Source organism: Pseudomonas sp. LBUM1646 (assembly GCF_059716165.1).
Window position 1 is genome coordinate 3,307,929 of record NZ_CP166810.1, and the last position, 15,987, is coordinate 3,323,915.

At 61.2% G+C, this 15,987-nt stretch carries 9 protein-coding genes; 8 read left to right on the forward strand and 1 reads right to left on the reverse strand.

What is annotated here, in order from left to right; genetic code table 11:
* Positions 1 to 147: 147 nt before the first annotated feature.
* The 8 genes from ACA071_RS15315 to ACA071_RS15350 all read left to right on the forward strand — a co-directional run bounded on the left by ACA071_RS15315 (position 148) and on the right by ACA071_RS15350 (position 15,408).
* Positions 148 to 1,938 (forward strand): type I secretion system permease/ATPase, encoded by a 1,791-nt coding sequence (locus tag ACA071_RS15315; RefSeq protein ID WP_497645126.1) that lies wholly within the window; start codon positions 148 to 150, stop codon positions 1,936 to 1,938.
* Positions 1,935 to 3,284, forward strand: a complete 1,350-nt coding sequence (locus ACA071_RS15320; protein ID WP_497645127.1) for an HlyD family type I secretion periplasmic adaptor subunit — start codon at positions 1,935 to 1,937, stop codon at positions 3,282 to 3,284. The genes ACA071_RS15315 and ACA071_RS15320 overlap by 4 nt, the downstream gene beginning before the upstream one ends.
* Positions 3,285 to 3,286: 2 nt before the next feature.
* The gene (locus tag ACA071_RS15325; RefSeq protein ID WP_497645128.1) at positions 3,287 to 4,651 is read left to right on the forward strand and encodes a TolC family outer membrane protein; all 1,365 of its coding nucleotides are present in this window, start codon (positions 3,287 to 3,289) and stop codon (positions 4,649 to 4,651) included.
* A 135-nt stretch (positions 4,652 to 4,786) separates the two neighbouring features.
* Entirely contained in the window at positions 4,787 to 7,747 is a 2,961-nt protein-coding gene (gene eprS, locus ACA071_RS15330) for an autotransporter serine peptidase EprS (protein ID WP_497645129.1), read from the forward strand.
* Positions 7,748 to 8,056: 309 nt separating this feature from the next.
* Entirely contained in the window at positions 8,057 to 11,128 is a 3,072-nt protein-coding gene (locus ACA071_RS15335; RefSeq protein WP_497645130.1) for an autotransporter domain-containing protein, read from the forward strand.
* A 23-nt stretch (positions 11,129 to 11,151) separates the two neighbouring features.
* Positions 11,152 to 12,849, forward strand: coding sequence for a polyurethane esterase (locus tag ACA071_RS15340; protein ID WP_497645131.1), 1,698 nt, complete (start codon positions 11,152 to 11,154; stop codon positions 12,847 to 12,849).
* 100 nt (positions 12,850 to 12,949) lie between these two features.
* Positions 12,950 to 14,803: a polyurethane esterase gene (locus ACA071_RS15345; RefSeq protein WP_497645132.1), complete on the forward strand. Its 1,854-nt coding sequence runs from the start codon at positions 12,950 to 12,952 to the stop codon at positions 14,801 to 14,803.
* Between the two features lie 239 nt (positions 14,804 to 15,042).
* Positions 15,043 to 15,408 (forward strand): hypothetical protein, encoded by a 366-nt coding sequence (locus ACA071_RS15350; protein WP_497645133.1) that lies wholly within the window; start codon positions 15,043 to 15,045, stop codon positions 15,406 to 15,408.
* A gap of 102 nt (positions 15,409 to 15,510) precedes the next feature.
* Here the strand turns inward: ACA071_RS15350 and ACA071_RS15355 are convergent, their stop codons facing one another.
* The gene (locus tag ACA071_RS15355; RefSeq protein ID WP_497645134.1) at positions 15,511 to 15,735 is read right to left on the reverse strand and encodes a YgdI/YgdR family lipoprotein; all 225 of its coding nucleotides are present in this window, start codon (positions 15,733 to 15,735) and stop codon (positions 15,511 to 15,513) included.
* Between the last annotated feature and the right edge of the window lie 252 nt (positions 15,736 to 15,987).

Genomic DNA, 15,987 nt, shown 5'->3' on the forward strand with positions numbered 1-15,987 from the left:
CTCAATAGCTCATCAGTCTCGCTCGATCAAAAAAAGTTGTTATTCATTTGTAAACGCTAACTGGCAAAGAATGTCTCGACCCGTGTGCGGACAGTTAATTGAAAACTCGCCAAAGAATGGCGAGGTCTATCATTTCAGGGAAAATCAATGAAGATGGCGAACGCCCCAGCCACCGCACCGTTATTCAAGGCACTGGGCGACTATAAGAGCATCTTGATCAGCGTCGGCTGTTTTACCGCACTGATCAACGTGCTGATGCTGGTCCCGTCGATCTACATGCTCCAGGTATATGACCGGGTGCTGTCTTCGCAGAACGAAACCACCCTGGCGATGCTGTCATTGATGGTGGTCGGGTTCTTTGCCTTTATCGGCTTGCTGGAAATCGTGCGCAGTTTCATCGTCATCCGCATCGGCAGCCAACTGGAGCGCCGTTTCAACCTGCGGGTCTATCAAGCCGCGTTCGAGCGCAACCTGTTTAAAGGCGAGGGCAACGCCGGGCAATCGCTCGGGGACCTGACCCATATTCGCCAGTTCGTCACCGGCCCGGCGTTGTTCGCCTTCTTCGATGCGCCGTGGTTCCCGGTGTACCTGTTTGTGATTTTCCTGTTCAACGTCTGGTTGGGCGTACTGGCCACGGCGGGTGCGCTGCTGCTGATCGGGCTGGCGTGCCTGAACGAGATGATGACCAAAAAACCGTTGGGCGAAGCTGCCGGTTTTTCCCAGAAGTCCAGCCAACTGGCTACCAGTCATTTGCACAACGCCGAAACGATCCAGGCCATGGGCATGCTCGGCGTCTTGCGCAAGCGCTGGTTCCAGGTGCATTCGCGGTTTCTCGGCTTGCAAAATCAGGCCAGCGATACCGGCGCAGTCATCAGTTCCCTGAGCAAAACTTTGCGCCTGTGCCTGCAATCACTGGTGCTGGGGCTGGGCGCGTTGCTGGTGATCAAGGGTGACATGACCGCCGGGATGATGATCGCCGGTTCGATCCTGATGGGCCGCGTGCTGAGCCCCATCGATCAACTGATCGCCGTGTGGAAACAGTGGAGCGGCGCGAAGCTCGCGTACCGTCGCCTCGATGCGTTGCTGCAAGCCTTTCCGCCCAGCGATGAAGCGATGGCGCTGCCCGCGCCCAAAGGCCAGATCAGTTTCGAGCAAGTCAGCGCCGGTCCCCCGGGCAAGCGCGCGGCGACCTTGCACATGGTCAATTTCAGCCTCGGTGCCGGCGAAGTGTTGGGGGTGCTCGGCGCTTCCGGTTCCGGCAAATCGACCCTGGCCCGAGTGCTGGTCGGCGTCTGGCCGACCCTCGGCGGCACCGTGCGGCTCGACGGTGCGGACATCCATCGCTGGAACCGCGATGACCTCGGCCCCTACATCGGTTATCTGCCGCAAGACATCGAACTGTTCAGCGGCACGATTGCGGAAAATATCGCGCGGTTCCGTGAAGCCGATCCGCAGAAAGTCGTCGAGGCCGCACAACACGCCGGCGTCCACGAACTGATCCTGCGCATGCCCCAAGGCTACGACACCGTGCTCGGTGAAGACGGCAGCGGTTTGTCCGGCGGTCAGAAGCAGCGTGTGGCCCTGGCCCGTGCCCTGTACGGCAACCCGAGCCTGGTGGTGCTGGACGAACCCAATTCCAACCTCGATACCGTCGGCGAAGCGGCCCTGGCCGGTGCCATCGCGCACATGAAAGCCAACGGCACCAGTGTGATTCTGGTGACCCATCGTTCATCCGCGCTGGCTCAGGCCGATAAGTTGCTGGTGCTCAACGAAGGTCGCTTGCAAGCGTTCGGTCCCAGTCAGGAAGTGCTCAAGGCGCTCTCTGGCAATCAGACCGGCAACCCGTCGGCGAATCAGGAACAAAAAGCGGCGCAGGCACCCGGCGGGCTCAGCATGAGCCGGCAGTATCAGCCCACGACAAGGAATTCGGGTGTATGAGCAGCGCACGCATGAACACTGAAAACGAAGCGATCATGGAACACGATTACATTGCCGAACGCCCTGAGCGCGATGCCAGGTTCTTTGCCCGCATGGGCTGGATCCTGGCGATCGTCGGCGCCGGCAGTTTCTTCACCTGGGCCAGCCTCGCGCCGCTGGATCAAGGGATTCCGGTGCAAGGCACCGTGGTCGTGTCTGGCAAGCGAAAAGCGGTGCAATCGATGAGTCCCGGTGTCGTCAGCCGGATTCTGGTGCGCGAAGGCCAGGTGGTAAAACTGGGCCAGCCGCTGTTCCAGCTCGACCAGACCCAGGTGGCGGCCGACGTCGATTCGCTGCAGGCGCAGTACCGCATGGCCTGGGCCAGCGTCGCGCGTTGGGAGAGTGAACGGGACAACCTCAAACAGGTGAATTTCCCCGCCGAACTAAGCAAGGATGCCGATCCACGACTGGCTCTGGTCCTCGAAGGCCAGCGCCAATTGTTCAGCAGCCGCCGCGAAGCCTACGCCCGTGAGCAGGGCGGATTGCGCGCCAATATCGAAGGCGCCAGCGCGCAATTGGCCGGTATGCGCCGTGCGCGCACCGACCTGACGGCCCAGGCTAGCTCGTTGCAACAGCAATTGAGCAACCTCCAGCCCTTGGCCGATAACGGCTACATTCCGCGTAACCGGCTGATGGAATACCAGCGCCAGCTGTCACAAGTGCAACAGCAACTGGCCGAGAACACCGGCGAAAGCGGGCGCGTGGAGCAGGGCATCCTCGAAGCGAAACTCAAGCTGCAACAGCACATCGAGGAATACCAGAAAGAAGTCCGCACCCAACTGGCCGACGTGCAACTCAAGAGCGTGACCCTGAAGGAGCAACTGACTTCCGCCGGGTTCGACTTGCAACATCGCGAGATCATCGCCACCGCTGACGGCATCGCGGTCAACCTCGGGGTTCACACCGAAGGCGCAGTGGTGCGCCAGGGCGAAACCCTGCTGGAAATCGTCCCCCAAGGCACGACCCTGGAAGTGGAAGGGCACCTGCCGGTCAACCTGATCGACAAGGTCGGCACCCACTTGCCGGTGGACATTCTGTTCACCGCGTTCAACCAGAGCCGTACCCCGCGTGTGCCAGGAGAAGTCAGCCTGATTTCCGCCGACCAGATGATCGACGAAAAAACCGGCGCGCCGTACTACGTGCTGCGCAGCAGCGTCAGTGACCAGGCCATGGAAAAACTTCACGGGCTGGTGATCAAGCCTGGCATGCCCGCAGAAATGTTCGTGCGCACCGGTGAACGTTCACTCCTCAACTATCTGTTCAAACCGCTGCTCGACCGGGCAGGCTCCGCGTTGACCGAGGAATAAGGATGTTCGGTTGTATGAATAAGCTTTCCATGCTCGGGGCAGCCCTGGCGTTGCTGACCTGCAACAGTGCAATGGCCCTGGGGCCGTTTGAAATCTACGAACAGGCGTTGCGTAATGACCCGGTGTTCCTCGGCGCTATCAAGGAACGGGATGCCGGCCTTGAAAACCGCATCATTGGCCGCGCCGGGCTGTTGCCCAAGATCGGTTACAACTACAACAAGGGCCGCAACACCTCCAAGGTCACCCAAATCAACGAGGGCAAGCCTGACTACACGGAGGACCGCAACTACAGCAGTTACGGCTCGACCCTGACCCTGCAACAACCGTTGCTCGACTACGAGGCTTACGCGTCGTACCGCAAAGGCGTGGCGCAATCGTTGTTCGCCGACGAAGCCTTCCGTGGCAAGAGCCAGGAATTGTTGGTGCGGGTGCTGGAGAACTACACCAAGGCGTTATTCGCCCAGGATCAGATCGACATTGCCCAGGCTAAGAAGAAGGCGTTTGAGCAACAGTTCCAGCAGAACGAACACATGTTCCGCCAGGGCGAGGGCACGCGCACCGACATCCTTGAGGCCGAGTCTCGCTATGAGCTGGCCACCGCCGAGGAGATCGAGGCCCGTGACGAGCAGGACGCGTCGTTGCGTGAACTGGGCGCGCTGATCGGCGTGCCGGCGGTCAACATCGGCGACCTGGCACCGCTGGACCAGAACTTCCAGACCTTCGCCTTGCAACCGGCCAATTACGACACCTGGCACGAGATGGCCGTGGCCAACAACCCGAACCTGGCCTCCCAGCGCCAGGCTGTGGAAGTGGCGCGCTACGAAGTGGAGCGCAACCGCGCCGGGCACCTGCCGAAAGTCAGCGCCTACGCCTCGGTACGCCAGAACGAATCGGAGAGTGGCAACACCTACAACCAGCGCTACGACACCAACACCATAGGCATCGAAGTCAACGTGCCGTTGTATGCCGGTGGCGGTGTGTCGGCGATGACCCGTCAGGCCAGCCGAACCATGGAGCAGGCCGAGTACGAACTGGACGGCAAGACTCGGGAAACCCTGATCGAACTGCGTCGCCAGTTCAGCGCCTGCCTGTCGGGGGTGAACAAGCTGCGCGCTTATCAAAAAGCCCTGATTTCCGCTGAAGCGCTGGTGGTGTCGACCAAGCAAAGCATTCTCGGTGGTGAGCGGGTCAACCTTGATGCACTGAATGCCGAACAACAACTCTTCACCACTCGCCGGGATTTGGCCCAGGCACGCTATGACTACCTGATGGCGTGGACCAAGTTGCATTACTACGCCGGGACGTTGAACGAGCAGGATCTGGCGAAGGTGGATGAGGCATTCGGCCAGGGCCCAAAAAACCGATAAACATTTCAAGAAAAGATCGCCTATCCCCGTAGGAGCTGCCGAAGGCTGCGATCTTTTGATTTTCCAGCGATCTCGCAAACGCCAAAAGATCGCAGCCTGCGGCAGCTCCTACAAAACAAAAAAAGCGAGAAAGACATGGACGTACAAATCAAGCCGATATCGGTCGGCACGCTATTGCTCCTGGTTTCTGCCATCCCCACCGCAGCCCGGGCCCAATACCTCGAAACCGGCAAGCCCGGCGATGCCGCCAGTTGGCGCTCGGCCGAGTTCCAGCGCGACTGGGGCCTGGCTCGCATGCAGGCCGATCAAGCGTACGCCGCCGGTATCACCGGCAAAGGCGTGAAGATCGGTGAACTGGATTCCGGCTTCGATTCGAACCATCCCGAGTTCGCCACTGACCGTTATCACGCGGTCATGACCCGCGGCAGTTATGTCGATGGCACGTCGTTCAACGTCGACGGCACGCTCAACCCCAACAACGATTCCCATGGCACTCACGTCACCGGCACCATGGGCGCGTCCCGTGACGGCACCGGCATGCACGGTGTGGCGTACAACGCGCAGATCTATGTGGCCAACACCAACAAGAACGACAGTTTCCTGTTCGGTCCCAATCCCGATCCACAGTATTTCAAAGCGGCGTATAACGCCCTGGCAGACGCCGGTGTGCGGGCGATCAACAACAGCTGGGGCAGCCAGCCGCCGGATGTCAGCTATCGAACCCTCGACGACCTGCACGCGGCCTACGCCCAGCACTTCAACAAAGGCACCTGGCTCGATGCCGCCGCCGATGTTTCTTCCCGTCGCGGCGTGATCAACGTGTTCAGCGCCGGCAACAGCGGCTACCCCAATGCCAGCGTGCGTTCGGCGCTGCCGTACTTCCAGCCGGGCCTCGAAGGCCACTGGCTGGCGGTTTCCGGGCTCGATCAAAGTAATCAGCAAAAGTACAACCAGTGCGGGATCGCCAAGTACTGGTGCATCACCACCCCCGGCGCGAAGATCGACAGCACCATTCCTGACGGTGGTTACGCGATCAAGTCCGGCACCTCCATGTCCGCCCCCCACGCCACGGCCGCCCTGGCGCTGGTGATGGAACGCTATCCGTACATGAACAACCAGCAGGCGCTGCAAGTGCTGCTGACCACCGCGACCCAGCTCGACGGTTCGATCACCGATGCGCCGACCACCCGGGTCGGCTGGGGCGTGGCCAACCTGGACCGGGCGATGCGCGGGCCGGGGCAATTGCTCGGCGCGTTCGATGCCAATCTGGGGGCAGGGCAGAGCGATGTATGGAGCAACGGCATCAGCGACAAGGCGTTGATCCAGCGCCAAACCGAAGACGCCGCCGAACACAGTGCCTGGCAGCAAACCCTGAAGGACAAAGGCTGGGAGAACGGCCTGGCAGTCGGCGCGAGCCAGCAGGACCAGACCGACTACGCGGTGGGCATGGCGCGGGATGCTGCGGCGGCCACGCGAGTCTATGAAGGCAGCCTGATCAAGTCCGGCGCCGGGCGGTTGATGCTCACCGGTGACAGCACCTATCGCGGACCCACCACAGTCAACGGCGGCCTGCTGGCGGTCAACGGTTCACTGGCTTCCGCGGTGACGGTGAATGACAGCGGCACCCTGGGCGGCTCCGGACGCATCGGCGCATTGACCGCCAATACCGGCGCCACGGTAGCCCCCGGCAATTCTATCGGCACCTTGCAAGTCAGCGGCGACGTGACCTTTGCACCCGGTTCGACCTATGCCGTGGAACTGTCGCCGACCAGCAGCGACCGAATTGTCGCCGGCGGCACGGCCACGGTCAGCGGCGCCACCGTCAGCCTGTCCCTGGAAAACAGCCCGACTTTGCTCAGTGCCACACAGGTGCAAAGCCTGCTCGGTCATCAGTACGACATTCTGCAAGCGGCCGGCGGCATCCAGGGGCAGTTCGGTGCGGTGTTGCCCAACTACCTGTTTATTGGCGGCACGCTCGATTATTCCGCCAACGGCATTGGGCTGAACGTGGAACGCAACGCCACGAGCTTCGCCAGTGTCGGCCAAACCCCGAACCAACGTGCCGTGGCCGGCGCCGTGGAAGGGCTCGGCGCAGGGAATGCGGTGTACGAAAGCCTGCTGCTGTCGCCGACTGCGAGTTCGGCGCAACAGGCATTCCAGCAATTGTCGGGGGAAATCTACCCGGCGCTGGGCTCGGTGTTGATCAACGACAGCCGCTATCTGCGCGATGCTGTGGGTGAACGCCTGAATGACGCCAAAGGTGCGCAAAACAACGGCTGGATCAAAGCCCTCGGTGCCTGGGGCAAGACCGATGACCGCCACGACACGGCCGGCTACACCACCTCGATTGGCGGTTTGCTGGCGGGTGTCGATGGTGCCGTGGATGAGCAAACCCGCATCGGCCTGGTCGCCGGTTACAGCGACAGCTCAGTCAACATGGGTTCAGGCACGCATTCCTCGGCGCAGGTCGATAGCTATCACCTCGGCGCTTATGCCGGCCATGAATTGGGCGCCTGGCGCCTGAGCGCGGGCGGTGCCTACAGCTGGCATCGCGCCGATGTGAAACGTGATCTGCAATACGGCGACGTCAGTGCCAAGCAGAAAGCCAAAGTCGATGCAGCCACCACTCAGGTGTTCGGCGAAGCGGCGTATCGCCTGAACCTGCAACCCCTGGCGCTGGAGCCATTCGCCAACCTGGCCTACGTGCACCTCGATACCGAGGGTTTCACCGAGAAAGGCGATGCCGCCGCGCTGAAAAGCCATGGCGACACTCGCGATGCGGTGCTCAGCACCCTCGGCCTGCGGGCGCTGAAAACCGTGAACCTGTCCGGCCAGCAGCAACTGGACCTGAGCGGCAGCCTGGGCTGGCAGCACAACTTGAGCAGTGTCGATGCCGAGCAACGCCTGGCGTTTGCCAGCGGCGGCACCGCGTTCGCGGTGGAAAGTTCGCCGCTGGTGCGCGATGCCGCATTGGTCGGTGCCCATGCCAGCCTGGCGCTGAGCCGGGACATTCGCTTGAACCTCGATTACACCGGCCAACTGGCCAGCCGCGAAAAGAGTCATGGCGTGGGGCTGAGCCTCAATTGGCAGTTTTAACGCGGTCTCTGTAGCAGCTGTTCGCCTGTAGCAGCTGCCGAGGCACGAGGCTGCGTTCGGCTGCGAAGCCGTCGTGAAATCAGGCGACGCGGCGTTTCAGGAAGACCGCGTGCTCAGGTTTGACGACTGCTTCGCAGCCGAACGCAGCCTCGTGCCTCGGCAGCTGCTACATGGCAGAACGCAGCCTCGTGCCTCGGCAGCTGCTACATGGCTGGACGCGGTTTTGGCAGCGGCTACACGTCGCGGGAATAAAAAGTGCGCCTTGAAGGTGCGCGGATTTTTGGCAACACAACTAAGGAAGGTAACTGGATGACGATTGAAAACAACAACAAATTCGCCCTCAAAACCCTCAACCTCGCGGTGCTTTGCGCACTGGCCACGCTGGGCACCGCCCACGCCGCGCCTTACGTGGAAAACGGCAAGGTCGGCGATCCCAACAGTTGGCGCAGTGCCGAGTTCAATGCCGATTGGGGCGTCGGGGCGATCAACGCCCAGGATGCCTACGCCGCCGGCTACACCGGCAAAGGCGTGAAACTGGGGATCTTCGATCAACCGGTCTACGCTCAACACCCGGAGTTTTCCGGGGCCAACAAGGTGATCAACCTGGTCACCAGCGGCATCCGCGAATACACCGACCCGTACATCCCGGTCAAAGCCGGGGACGCGTTTCGTTATGACGGCGCACCCTCGGTCGGCTCCGACGGCAAGCTCGGCGCCCATGGCACCCACGTCGGCGGGATTGCCGCCGGCAGCCGCGACGGTGGCCCGATGCACGGCGTGGCCTTCGGCGCGCAGATCATCAGCGCCGACAACGGCGACCCAGGCCCTGAAGACGGGATCATTCGCGGCAACGACGGCGCGGTGTACAAGGCCGGTTGGGATGCCCTGATCGCCAGCGGCGCGCGGATCATCAACAACAGCTGGGGCATCGGCATCACCGATCGCTTCGACCTCGGCGGGCGCAACCCGGCGTATCCGCACTTCACCGTGCAAGACGCGCAGTTGCAGTTCAACGAGATCCAACCCTTGCTCGGCACCAAGCCGGGCGGCGCCTATGACGGCGCCATCGCCGCAGCCCGCAGCGGCATCGTCACGATCTTCGCCGCCGGCAACGATTACAACCTGAACAACCCGGACGCCATCGCCGGCCTCGCGTATTTCGTGCCGGACATCGCCCCGAACTGGATCACCGTGGCGGCCCTGCAAAAGAACCCGGACCTGACCAGCGCCGATCTCTACAACATCAGCGTGTTTTCATCGCGCTGCGGCTACACCGCGAGTTACTGCGTGTCGGCGCCGGGCAGCAAAATCTTCAGCTCGATCATCACCGGCACCAACGCCGACAACCTCGGCACCGGTTACGCCAACTACAACGGCACCTCGATGGCGGCGCCGCATGTGGCCGGCTCCATGGCCGTGTTGATGGAACGCTTCCCGTACATGACCGGCGCGCAGGTCGCCAGTGTGTTGCGCACCACCGCCACCGACCTCGGCGCTCCTGGCGTCGACGCGCTGTACGGCTGGGGCATGATCAACCTGGGCAAGGGCATCAATGGCCCGGCGATGTTGGTGACTGAGCAAGACATTCCTGAGGAATTCCGCATCCAGGGTGCCTACGGCGACAGCCAGTTTGTTGCGGACCTGCCAGGCATCGGCGGGATCGTCGACGCCGGCAAACCCACCGAGCGCGTGTGCAACGACGTGCACTGCGGGCTGGACACCTGGCGCAACGACATTTCCGGGCACGGCGGCCTGACCAAGCAAGGTATCGGCACGTTGGTGCTGACCGGGGCCAACACCTACACCGGCCCGACATTGGTCAATCAGGGACGCCTGGCGATCAATGGTTCGCTGCAGTCGGCGGTCACCGTCAATGACAGTGGCATCCTCGGCGGTAACGGCAGTATCGGCGCGTTGACGGCGAAAAGCGGCGGCACCGTGGCGCCGGGCAACTCCATCGGCACCTTACAGGTGGCGGGCGACGTAGTCTTCGAACCGGGTTCGACCTACGCCGTGGAACTGTCGCCGATCAGCAGCGACCAGATCGTCGCGGGCGGCAAGGCTGTGATCGACGGCGCGACCGTCAGCCTGTCCCTGGAAAACAGCCCGACTTTGCTGACCACCGCCGAGACGCAAACCTTGCTCGGCCATCAGTACAACATCCTGCAAGCGGCGGGCGGTATCCAAGGGCAATTCGGCGCGGTACTGCCGAACTACCTGTTTATCGGCGGCGCCCTGGATTACACGGCCAACGGCATTCAACTGGCGGTGGAGCGTAACGCGACGTCCTTCAGCAGTGTCGGCCAGACCCCGAACCAACGCGCCGTGGCCGCTGCCGCCGAGCAATTGGGCGCGGGCAACGCGCTGTACGAAACCCTGCTGTTGGCGCCGACTGCGGCAGTCGCCCAACAAGCGTTCCAGCAACTGTCCGGCGAGATTCATCCGGCCATCGGCACCATGCTGATCAATGACAGCCGTTACCTGCGTGACGCGGTCAGTGATCGTTTGCGTGAACGGGATCTGTTCGACGCTGGCGCGCCGACGGATGACAAAAGCAACCTGTGGGTCAAAGTCCTGGGCGCTTGGGGCAAGAGCGATGGCGGCAACGACAACGCCAGTTCCAACAGCTCCATCGGTGGTTTGCTGGTGGGTGGCGATGGTTTGATCGCTAAAGATACCCGTCTCGGTTTCGTCACCGGTTATAGCAACAGTTCGTTGAGCATGGGCGATGGCACGCATTCGTCGGCCGACGTCGACAGCTACCACTTGGGTGCATACCTGGGGCATGAAATCGATGCCCTGCGCCTGAGCGTCGGCGGTGCCTACAGCTGGCATCGCATTGATGCGAAACGTGACCTGCAATTCGCGGATGTCAGCGGCAAGCAGAAAACCAAACACGATGCGAGCACCGTGCAAGTGTTCACCGAAGCCGCTTATCGTCTGGACCTGCAACCGCTGGCACTGGAACCGTTCGCCAAACTGGCCTACGTGCACTTGAACAGCGACAGCTTCACCGAGAAGGGTGATGCCGCTGCGCTCAAGGCTGGTGAAGACAATCGCGACGCGGTGCTGTCGACCCTCGGCCTGCGGGCGAGCAAAGCCATTGCGCTGTCCGACCAGAAAAGCCTCGAACTGTCCGGCAGCCTCGGCTGGCAGCACAACCTGAGCAGTGTCGATACCGACCAACACCTGGCTTTTGCCAACGGCAATACCGGATTCAACGTGCAGAGCGTTTCCATGGATCGCAATGCCGCCGTGGTCGGTCTGCGCGCCGGATTGGCCTTGAACAAAGCAACCCGCGTAAACCTGGATTACAACGGGCTGCTCGGCTCCAACGAGAAGGACCACGGCGTGGGCCTGACGTTGAACTGGCAGTTCTGATTTGACGCTAAGGAAGCAAAAACATGGGACTGTTTGATTACAAAAATGCCGGCAGTGCGGCCGGCAAGGCGTTGTACAGCGACGCCATCGCCCTGACGTTGTACGCCTACACACCGACCGGCCAGCCGTTGCCGGCGACCGGTTGGGCGCCGATTGGTGCTACGGCGCTGGGCTATCAAGGCAAAGTCGGTGCGCAAGGCTCGTTCTTTGGCGAGAAGGACGGCTTCACCAGCGCCGAAGCCGAAGTGCTCGGCAAGTACGACGCGGCCGGCAAATTGATCGGCATCGGCGTGGCCTTTCGCGGTACCGGCGGCCTGGGTTATAGCGATACCTTCGGCGACATCAAAAACAACCTGCTGGCCGCCGTCGGCCCGGTGGATTACGCGAAGAATTACGCCAAAAGCGCCTTCGACACCTTGCTCAAGGACGTCGCCGCGTTCGCCATCGCCCATGGCCTGAGCGCCAAGGACGTGCTGATCAGCGGCCACAGCCTCGGTGGCTTGGGCGTCAACAGCGTGGCCGAACTGAGCGCCGACAACTGGGGCGGTTTCTTCAAGGACGCGAATTACGTGGCCTTCGCTTCGCCGACCCAAAGCGCCAGCGTGCTCAACATCGGTTACGAAAACGATCCGGTGTTCCGTGCGTTGGATGGCACCACATTCAGCAGCGGTTCCGTCGGCAAGCACGATGGTTATCAGGTGTCGGCGACCAACAACATCGTCAACTTCAATGACCATTACGCCTCCACCGCGCAGAACCTGACGCCGTTCAGCATCCTCAACCCGTTGAGCTGGTCGGCCCATGGTTCGCTGGGTTATGCCGACGGCTTGAACCGGGTAATCGGCTCGAGTTTCTACGACCTCACCAGCAAGGACTCGACGCTGATCGTCTCCAACCTGGCGCTCGATTCCCGGGGTAAAACCTGGGTCGAGGACCTCGGCCGTAGCGGCGAGCCGCACACCGGCAGCACCTTCATCATCGGCACCGACAGCAATGACTTGCTCAAGGGCGGCGCCGGCAATGATTTCATCGAGGGCCGGGACGGCAACGACCGCTTCCGCGATGACGGTGGCTACAACATCTTGCTGGGCGGCAAGGGCAGCAACACGTTCGAGCTGCAAAAGCCGTTGCAGAACTTCAGCTTTGCCAACGACGGCGACGGCACGCTGTATGTGCGCGACGCCTACGGCGGCATCAGCCTGACCCGTGACATCGGCGCGCTGGTGAGCAAGGAGTCGAGCGGCTGGTGGGGCATGAGCAGCAAGGAGATCACCTACAGCGTCAGCGCCAACGGCTTGCTCAATGGCAGCGAACTGACCCACTACAACCATTCGCTCAACGGTGACGCCTACGGCAACACGCTGGCGGCGACGCTGGATGGCGACTGGTTGTTCGGCAATGCCGGTGACGACCTGCTGCGCAGCGACAAGAGCCACGTCACCTTTATCGGTGGCGCGGGCAATGACGTGATGCACGCCTCGGGCGCAGGCAGCAACACGTTCCTGTTCAGCGGTGCCTTTGGTTTCGACACGATCAATGGCTACCAGGGCAGCGACAAACTGGTGTTCATGGGCGTCCAGGGCGCGGGGCAGGGCTACGACTACAAGCAGCACGCTTCACAGTCCGGCCATGACACGGTGCTGAAGATTGGCGATTTTGCCGTGACCCTGGTCGGTGTCGGCCTGGATAACCTGTCGGCTTCCGGCTTCACGTTCGCGTAAACAAAGCGGCATGCACTGAAATGCTCCGGGGCGCCTCGTCAGTGAGGCGTCCTGGTTGTGAGCTATCTCTGACAATTCCAACAAAGAGAGGCAAAACCAAATGGGTGTGTACGACTACAAGAACTTCAGCACAGCAGATTCCAAGGCGTTGTTCAGCGACGCCATGGCCATCACGCTGTACTCCTATCACAACCTCGATAACGGCTTTGCCGCCGGTTATCAGCACAACGGTTTTGGCCTCGGGCTGCCGGCGACGCTGGTCACGGCGCTGATTGGCGGCACCGATTCCCAAGGCGTTATTCCGGGCGTTCCGTGGAACCCCGATTCCGAAAAACTGGCGCTGGAAGCTGTGCAGAAAGCCGGATGGACACCGATCACCGCCTCGCAATTGGGCTATGACGGCAAGACCGATGCACGGGGAACCTTCTACGGCGAGAAACCCGGGTTCACCAGTGCCCAGGTCGAGATCCTCGGCAAGTACGACGCCCAGGGCCATCTCACTGAAGTCGGCATCGCTTTTCGCGGCACCAGTGGCCCGCGGGAAATCCTGATCGGTGACTCCATTGGCGACGCGATCAACGATCTGCTGGCGGCGCTCGGTCCCAAGGATTACGCGAAGAATTACGTCGGTGAAGCCTTTGGCAAACTGCTCGGCAATGTCGCGGCGTTTGCCAGTGCCAATGGCTTGTCGGGCAAGGACGTGCTGTTCAGCGGCCACAGCCTGGGCGGGCTGGCGGTCAACAGCGCGGCGGACCTGAGCACGGACAAGTGGGGCGGTTTCTTCAAGGACTCGAACTACATTGCCTACGCTTCGCCGACCCAGAGCAGCAACGACAAAGTGCTCAACGTCGGTTATGAAAACGACCCGGTGTTCCGCGCGCTCGACGGCTCGACGTTCAACCTGGCGTCCGTGGGCGTGCACGACGCGGCCAAGGCCTCGGCGACTGACAATATCGTCAGCTTCAACGATCACTACGCCTCGACAGCATGGAACGTGCTGCCGTTTTCCATCCTCAACATTCCGACCTGGATTTCTCATTTGCCGACCGCTTACGGCGATGGCATGAACCGGGTGATTGAGTCGAAGTTCTACGACCTCACCAGCAAAGACTCGACCATCATCGTCGCCAACCTCTCGGACCCGGCGCGGGCCAATACCTGGGTCCAGGACCTGAACCGCAACGCCGAAACCCACAAGGGCAGCACCTTCATCATCGGCAGCGACGGCAATGACCTGATCCAGGGCGGGAAGGGCAACGACTACCTGGAAGGCCGGGATGGCAATGACACCTTCCGCGACGGTGGCGGCTACAACATCGTGCTGGGCGGCAAGGGCAGCAACGTGCTGGACTTGCAACAGTCGGTGAAGAACTTCGTGTTTGCCAATGACGGCGTCGGCAACCTGTACGTGAAGGACGCCAACGGCGGGATCAGCATCACCCGCGACATCGGCAGCATTGTCACCAAGGAGCCGGCGTTCCTGTGGGGAATATTCAAGGACGACGTGACCCACAGCGTCACATCCGACGGCCTGAAAGTCGGCAGCAACCTGACCCAGTACGCCTCGACAGTAAAGGGCGGCGCGGGCGCCGATACGTTGACCGCGCATGCCACTGGCGACTGGTTGTTTGGCCTGGACGGCAACGACCATTTGATCGGCGGCAAGGGCAATGACGTGTTCGTCGGCGGCGCGGGCAATGACCTGATCGAATCCGGCGGCGGAATCAATACGTTCCTGTTCACCGGGGCGTTTGGCCAGGACAAGGTGGTGGGTTATCAGGCCAGCGACAAACTGGTGTTCCTCGGGGTTCAGGGCGTGGCGCCGAACGATGACTTCCGGGCTCATGCCTCGGCGGTCGGGCATGACACGGTGCTGACGTTTGGCGCGGATTCGGTGACGTTGGTGGGGGTTGGGCTGGAGAGTTTGTCTGGCTCCGGGATTGTGATTGCCTGATAGGGCCTCTTCGCGGGTAAGCCTCGCGCCTACAAGGTTTACGCGATCCCTGTAGAAGTGAGGCTTGCCCGCGAAGAACGATAACGCGGTAAGCCTGCCTGTCACCGTGACTCGATGGTCACTCCTGGACTCCAATACCTGCACCAACAGGAACCGGCACTAAAGCATCCGCCCACTTCTGCGTTATTTCTACAACGCACAAGCGCCATGCCGCCATTGAGTACAGGAGATTCAGCAACGTGAGTAACAGCAAGAGGTTTGCTTTGGGGTTGGCTTTGGCCGTGTTATCGGCGAACGTCGCTGCAGAACTGCCTCACAGCTCGATTTTGAGCCGTTATGGCATGACGCCAGATGAGTTGCCGAAACCGGCCGCCATCGAAACCCAAACACCCGTCGAAGAGAAAAGCCACTTTCAGATTCAACCGGAGCAGCCCTGGGCGACGATCCGTATTGGGGATGGCCAGAAGCCGCAAGTGACCGGCAACATCAGCATCGATAATTCCGTGCAGCAGGAATATGACCGTTGCCAGAAGCTGCGGGCGGAGATGATCAAGCGTGGGGAGCGCTATATCGTTTGTGATACCAGCATTCCCGGAATGCCTTGATAGTTGTAGTGATTTGACTGACCTCTTCGCGGGCAAGCCTCGCTCCTACACATCGCACAACCTGTAGGAGCAAGGCTTGCCCGCGATAACGATCACGCGGTCTCAATCCTCTTTACGAACCGTCGCCACATCATTGGCATTGACCTTCACTTTCGCACCGGAAATGTCTTCGAATTCGTAGAAACCATCCTTGGTCTTGGTTTTCGGCATGTCCTTGGTCAAATACTGGGTGCCGTTCTGCAGGGTCACCACTGTTGGTGTCGAGCAACCGGCCAGGGTCAGAAAGGCTGCTACTGCCAGGGGCAGGCCCAGGGTCTTGATATTCATACATACCTCTCATGATGCTGAAAAAATCAGTGTGACTGCTGCAGTCCCACTGTTGCTCTATGGCGTTTGGTGCCATGGATCAGTGGAAAGTTCGATGGTCAGCGCAAAAAGACTCGATTAGCCGCGCCGCCAGATGCCAATCCGTTAAGCCTTACCGCAATCTTGTAGCAGCCTACGTTCGGCCTGTAGCAGCTGCCGAGGCACGAGGCTGCGTTCGGCTTGTAGCAGCTGCCGAGGCACGAGGCTGCGTTC

Coding starts and splice junctions, on each gene's coding strand:
- ACA071_RS15315 (WP_497645126.1), top strand. CDS start 148: ATGAAGATGGCGAACGCCCCAGCCACCGCACCGTTATTCAAGGCACTG.
- ACA071_RS15320 (WP_497645127.1), top strand. CDS start 1,935: ATGAGCAGCGCACGCATGAACACTGAAAACGAAGCGATCATGGAACAC.
- ACA071_RS15325 (WP_497645128.1), top strand. CDS start 3,287: ATGTTCGGTTGTATGAATAAGCTTTCCATGCTCGGGGCAGCCCTGGCG.
- eprS (WP_497645129.1), top strand. CDS start 4,787: ATGGACGTACAAATCAAGCCGATATCGGTCGGCACGCTATTGCTCCTG.
- ACA071_RS15335 (WP_497645130.1), top strand. CDS start 8,057: ATGACGATTGAAAACAACAACAAATTCGCCCTCAAAACCCTCAACCTC.
- ACA071_RS15340 (WP_497645131.1), top strand. CDS start 11,152: ATGGGACTGTTTGATTACAAAAATGCCGGCAGTGCGGCCGGCAAGGCG.
- ACA071_RS15345 (WP_497645132.1), top strand. CDS start 12,950: ATGGGTGTGTACGACTACAAGAACTTCAGCACAGCAGATTCCAAGGCG.
- ACA071_RS15355 (WP_497645134.1), bottom strand. CDS start 15,735: ATGAATATCAAGACCCTGGGCCTGCCCCTGGCAGTAGCAGCCTTTCTG.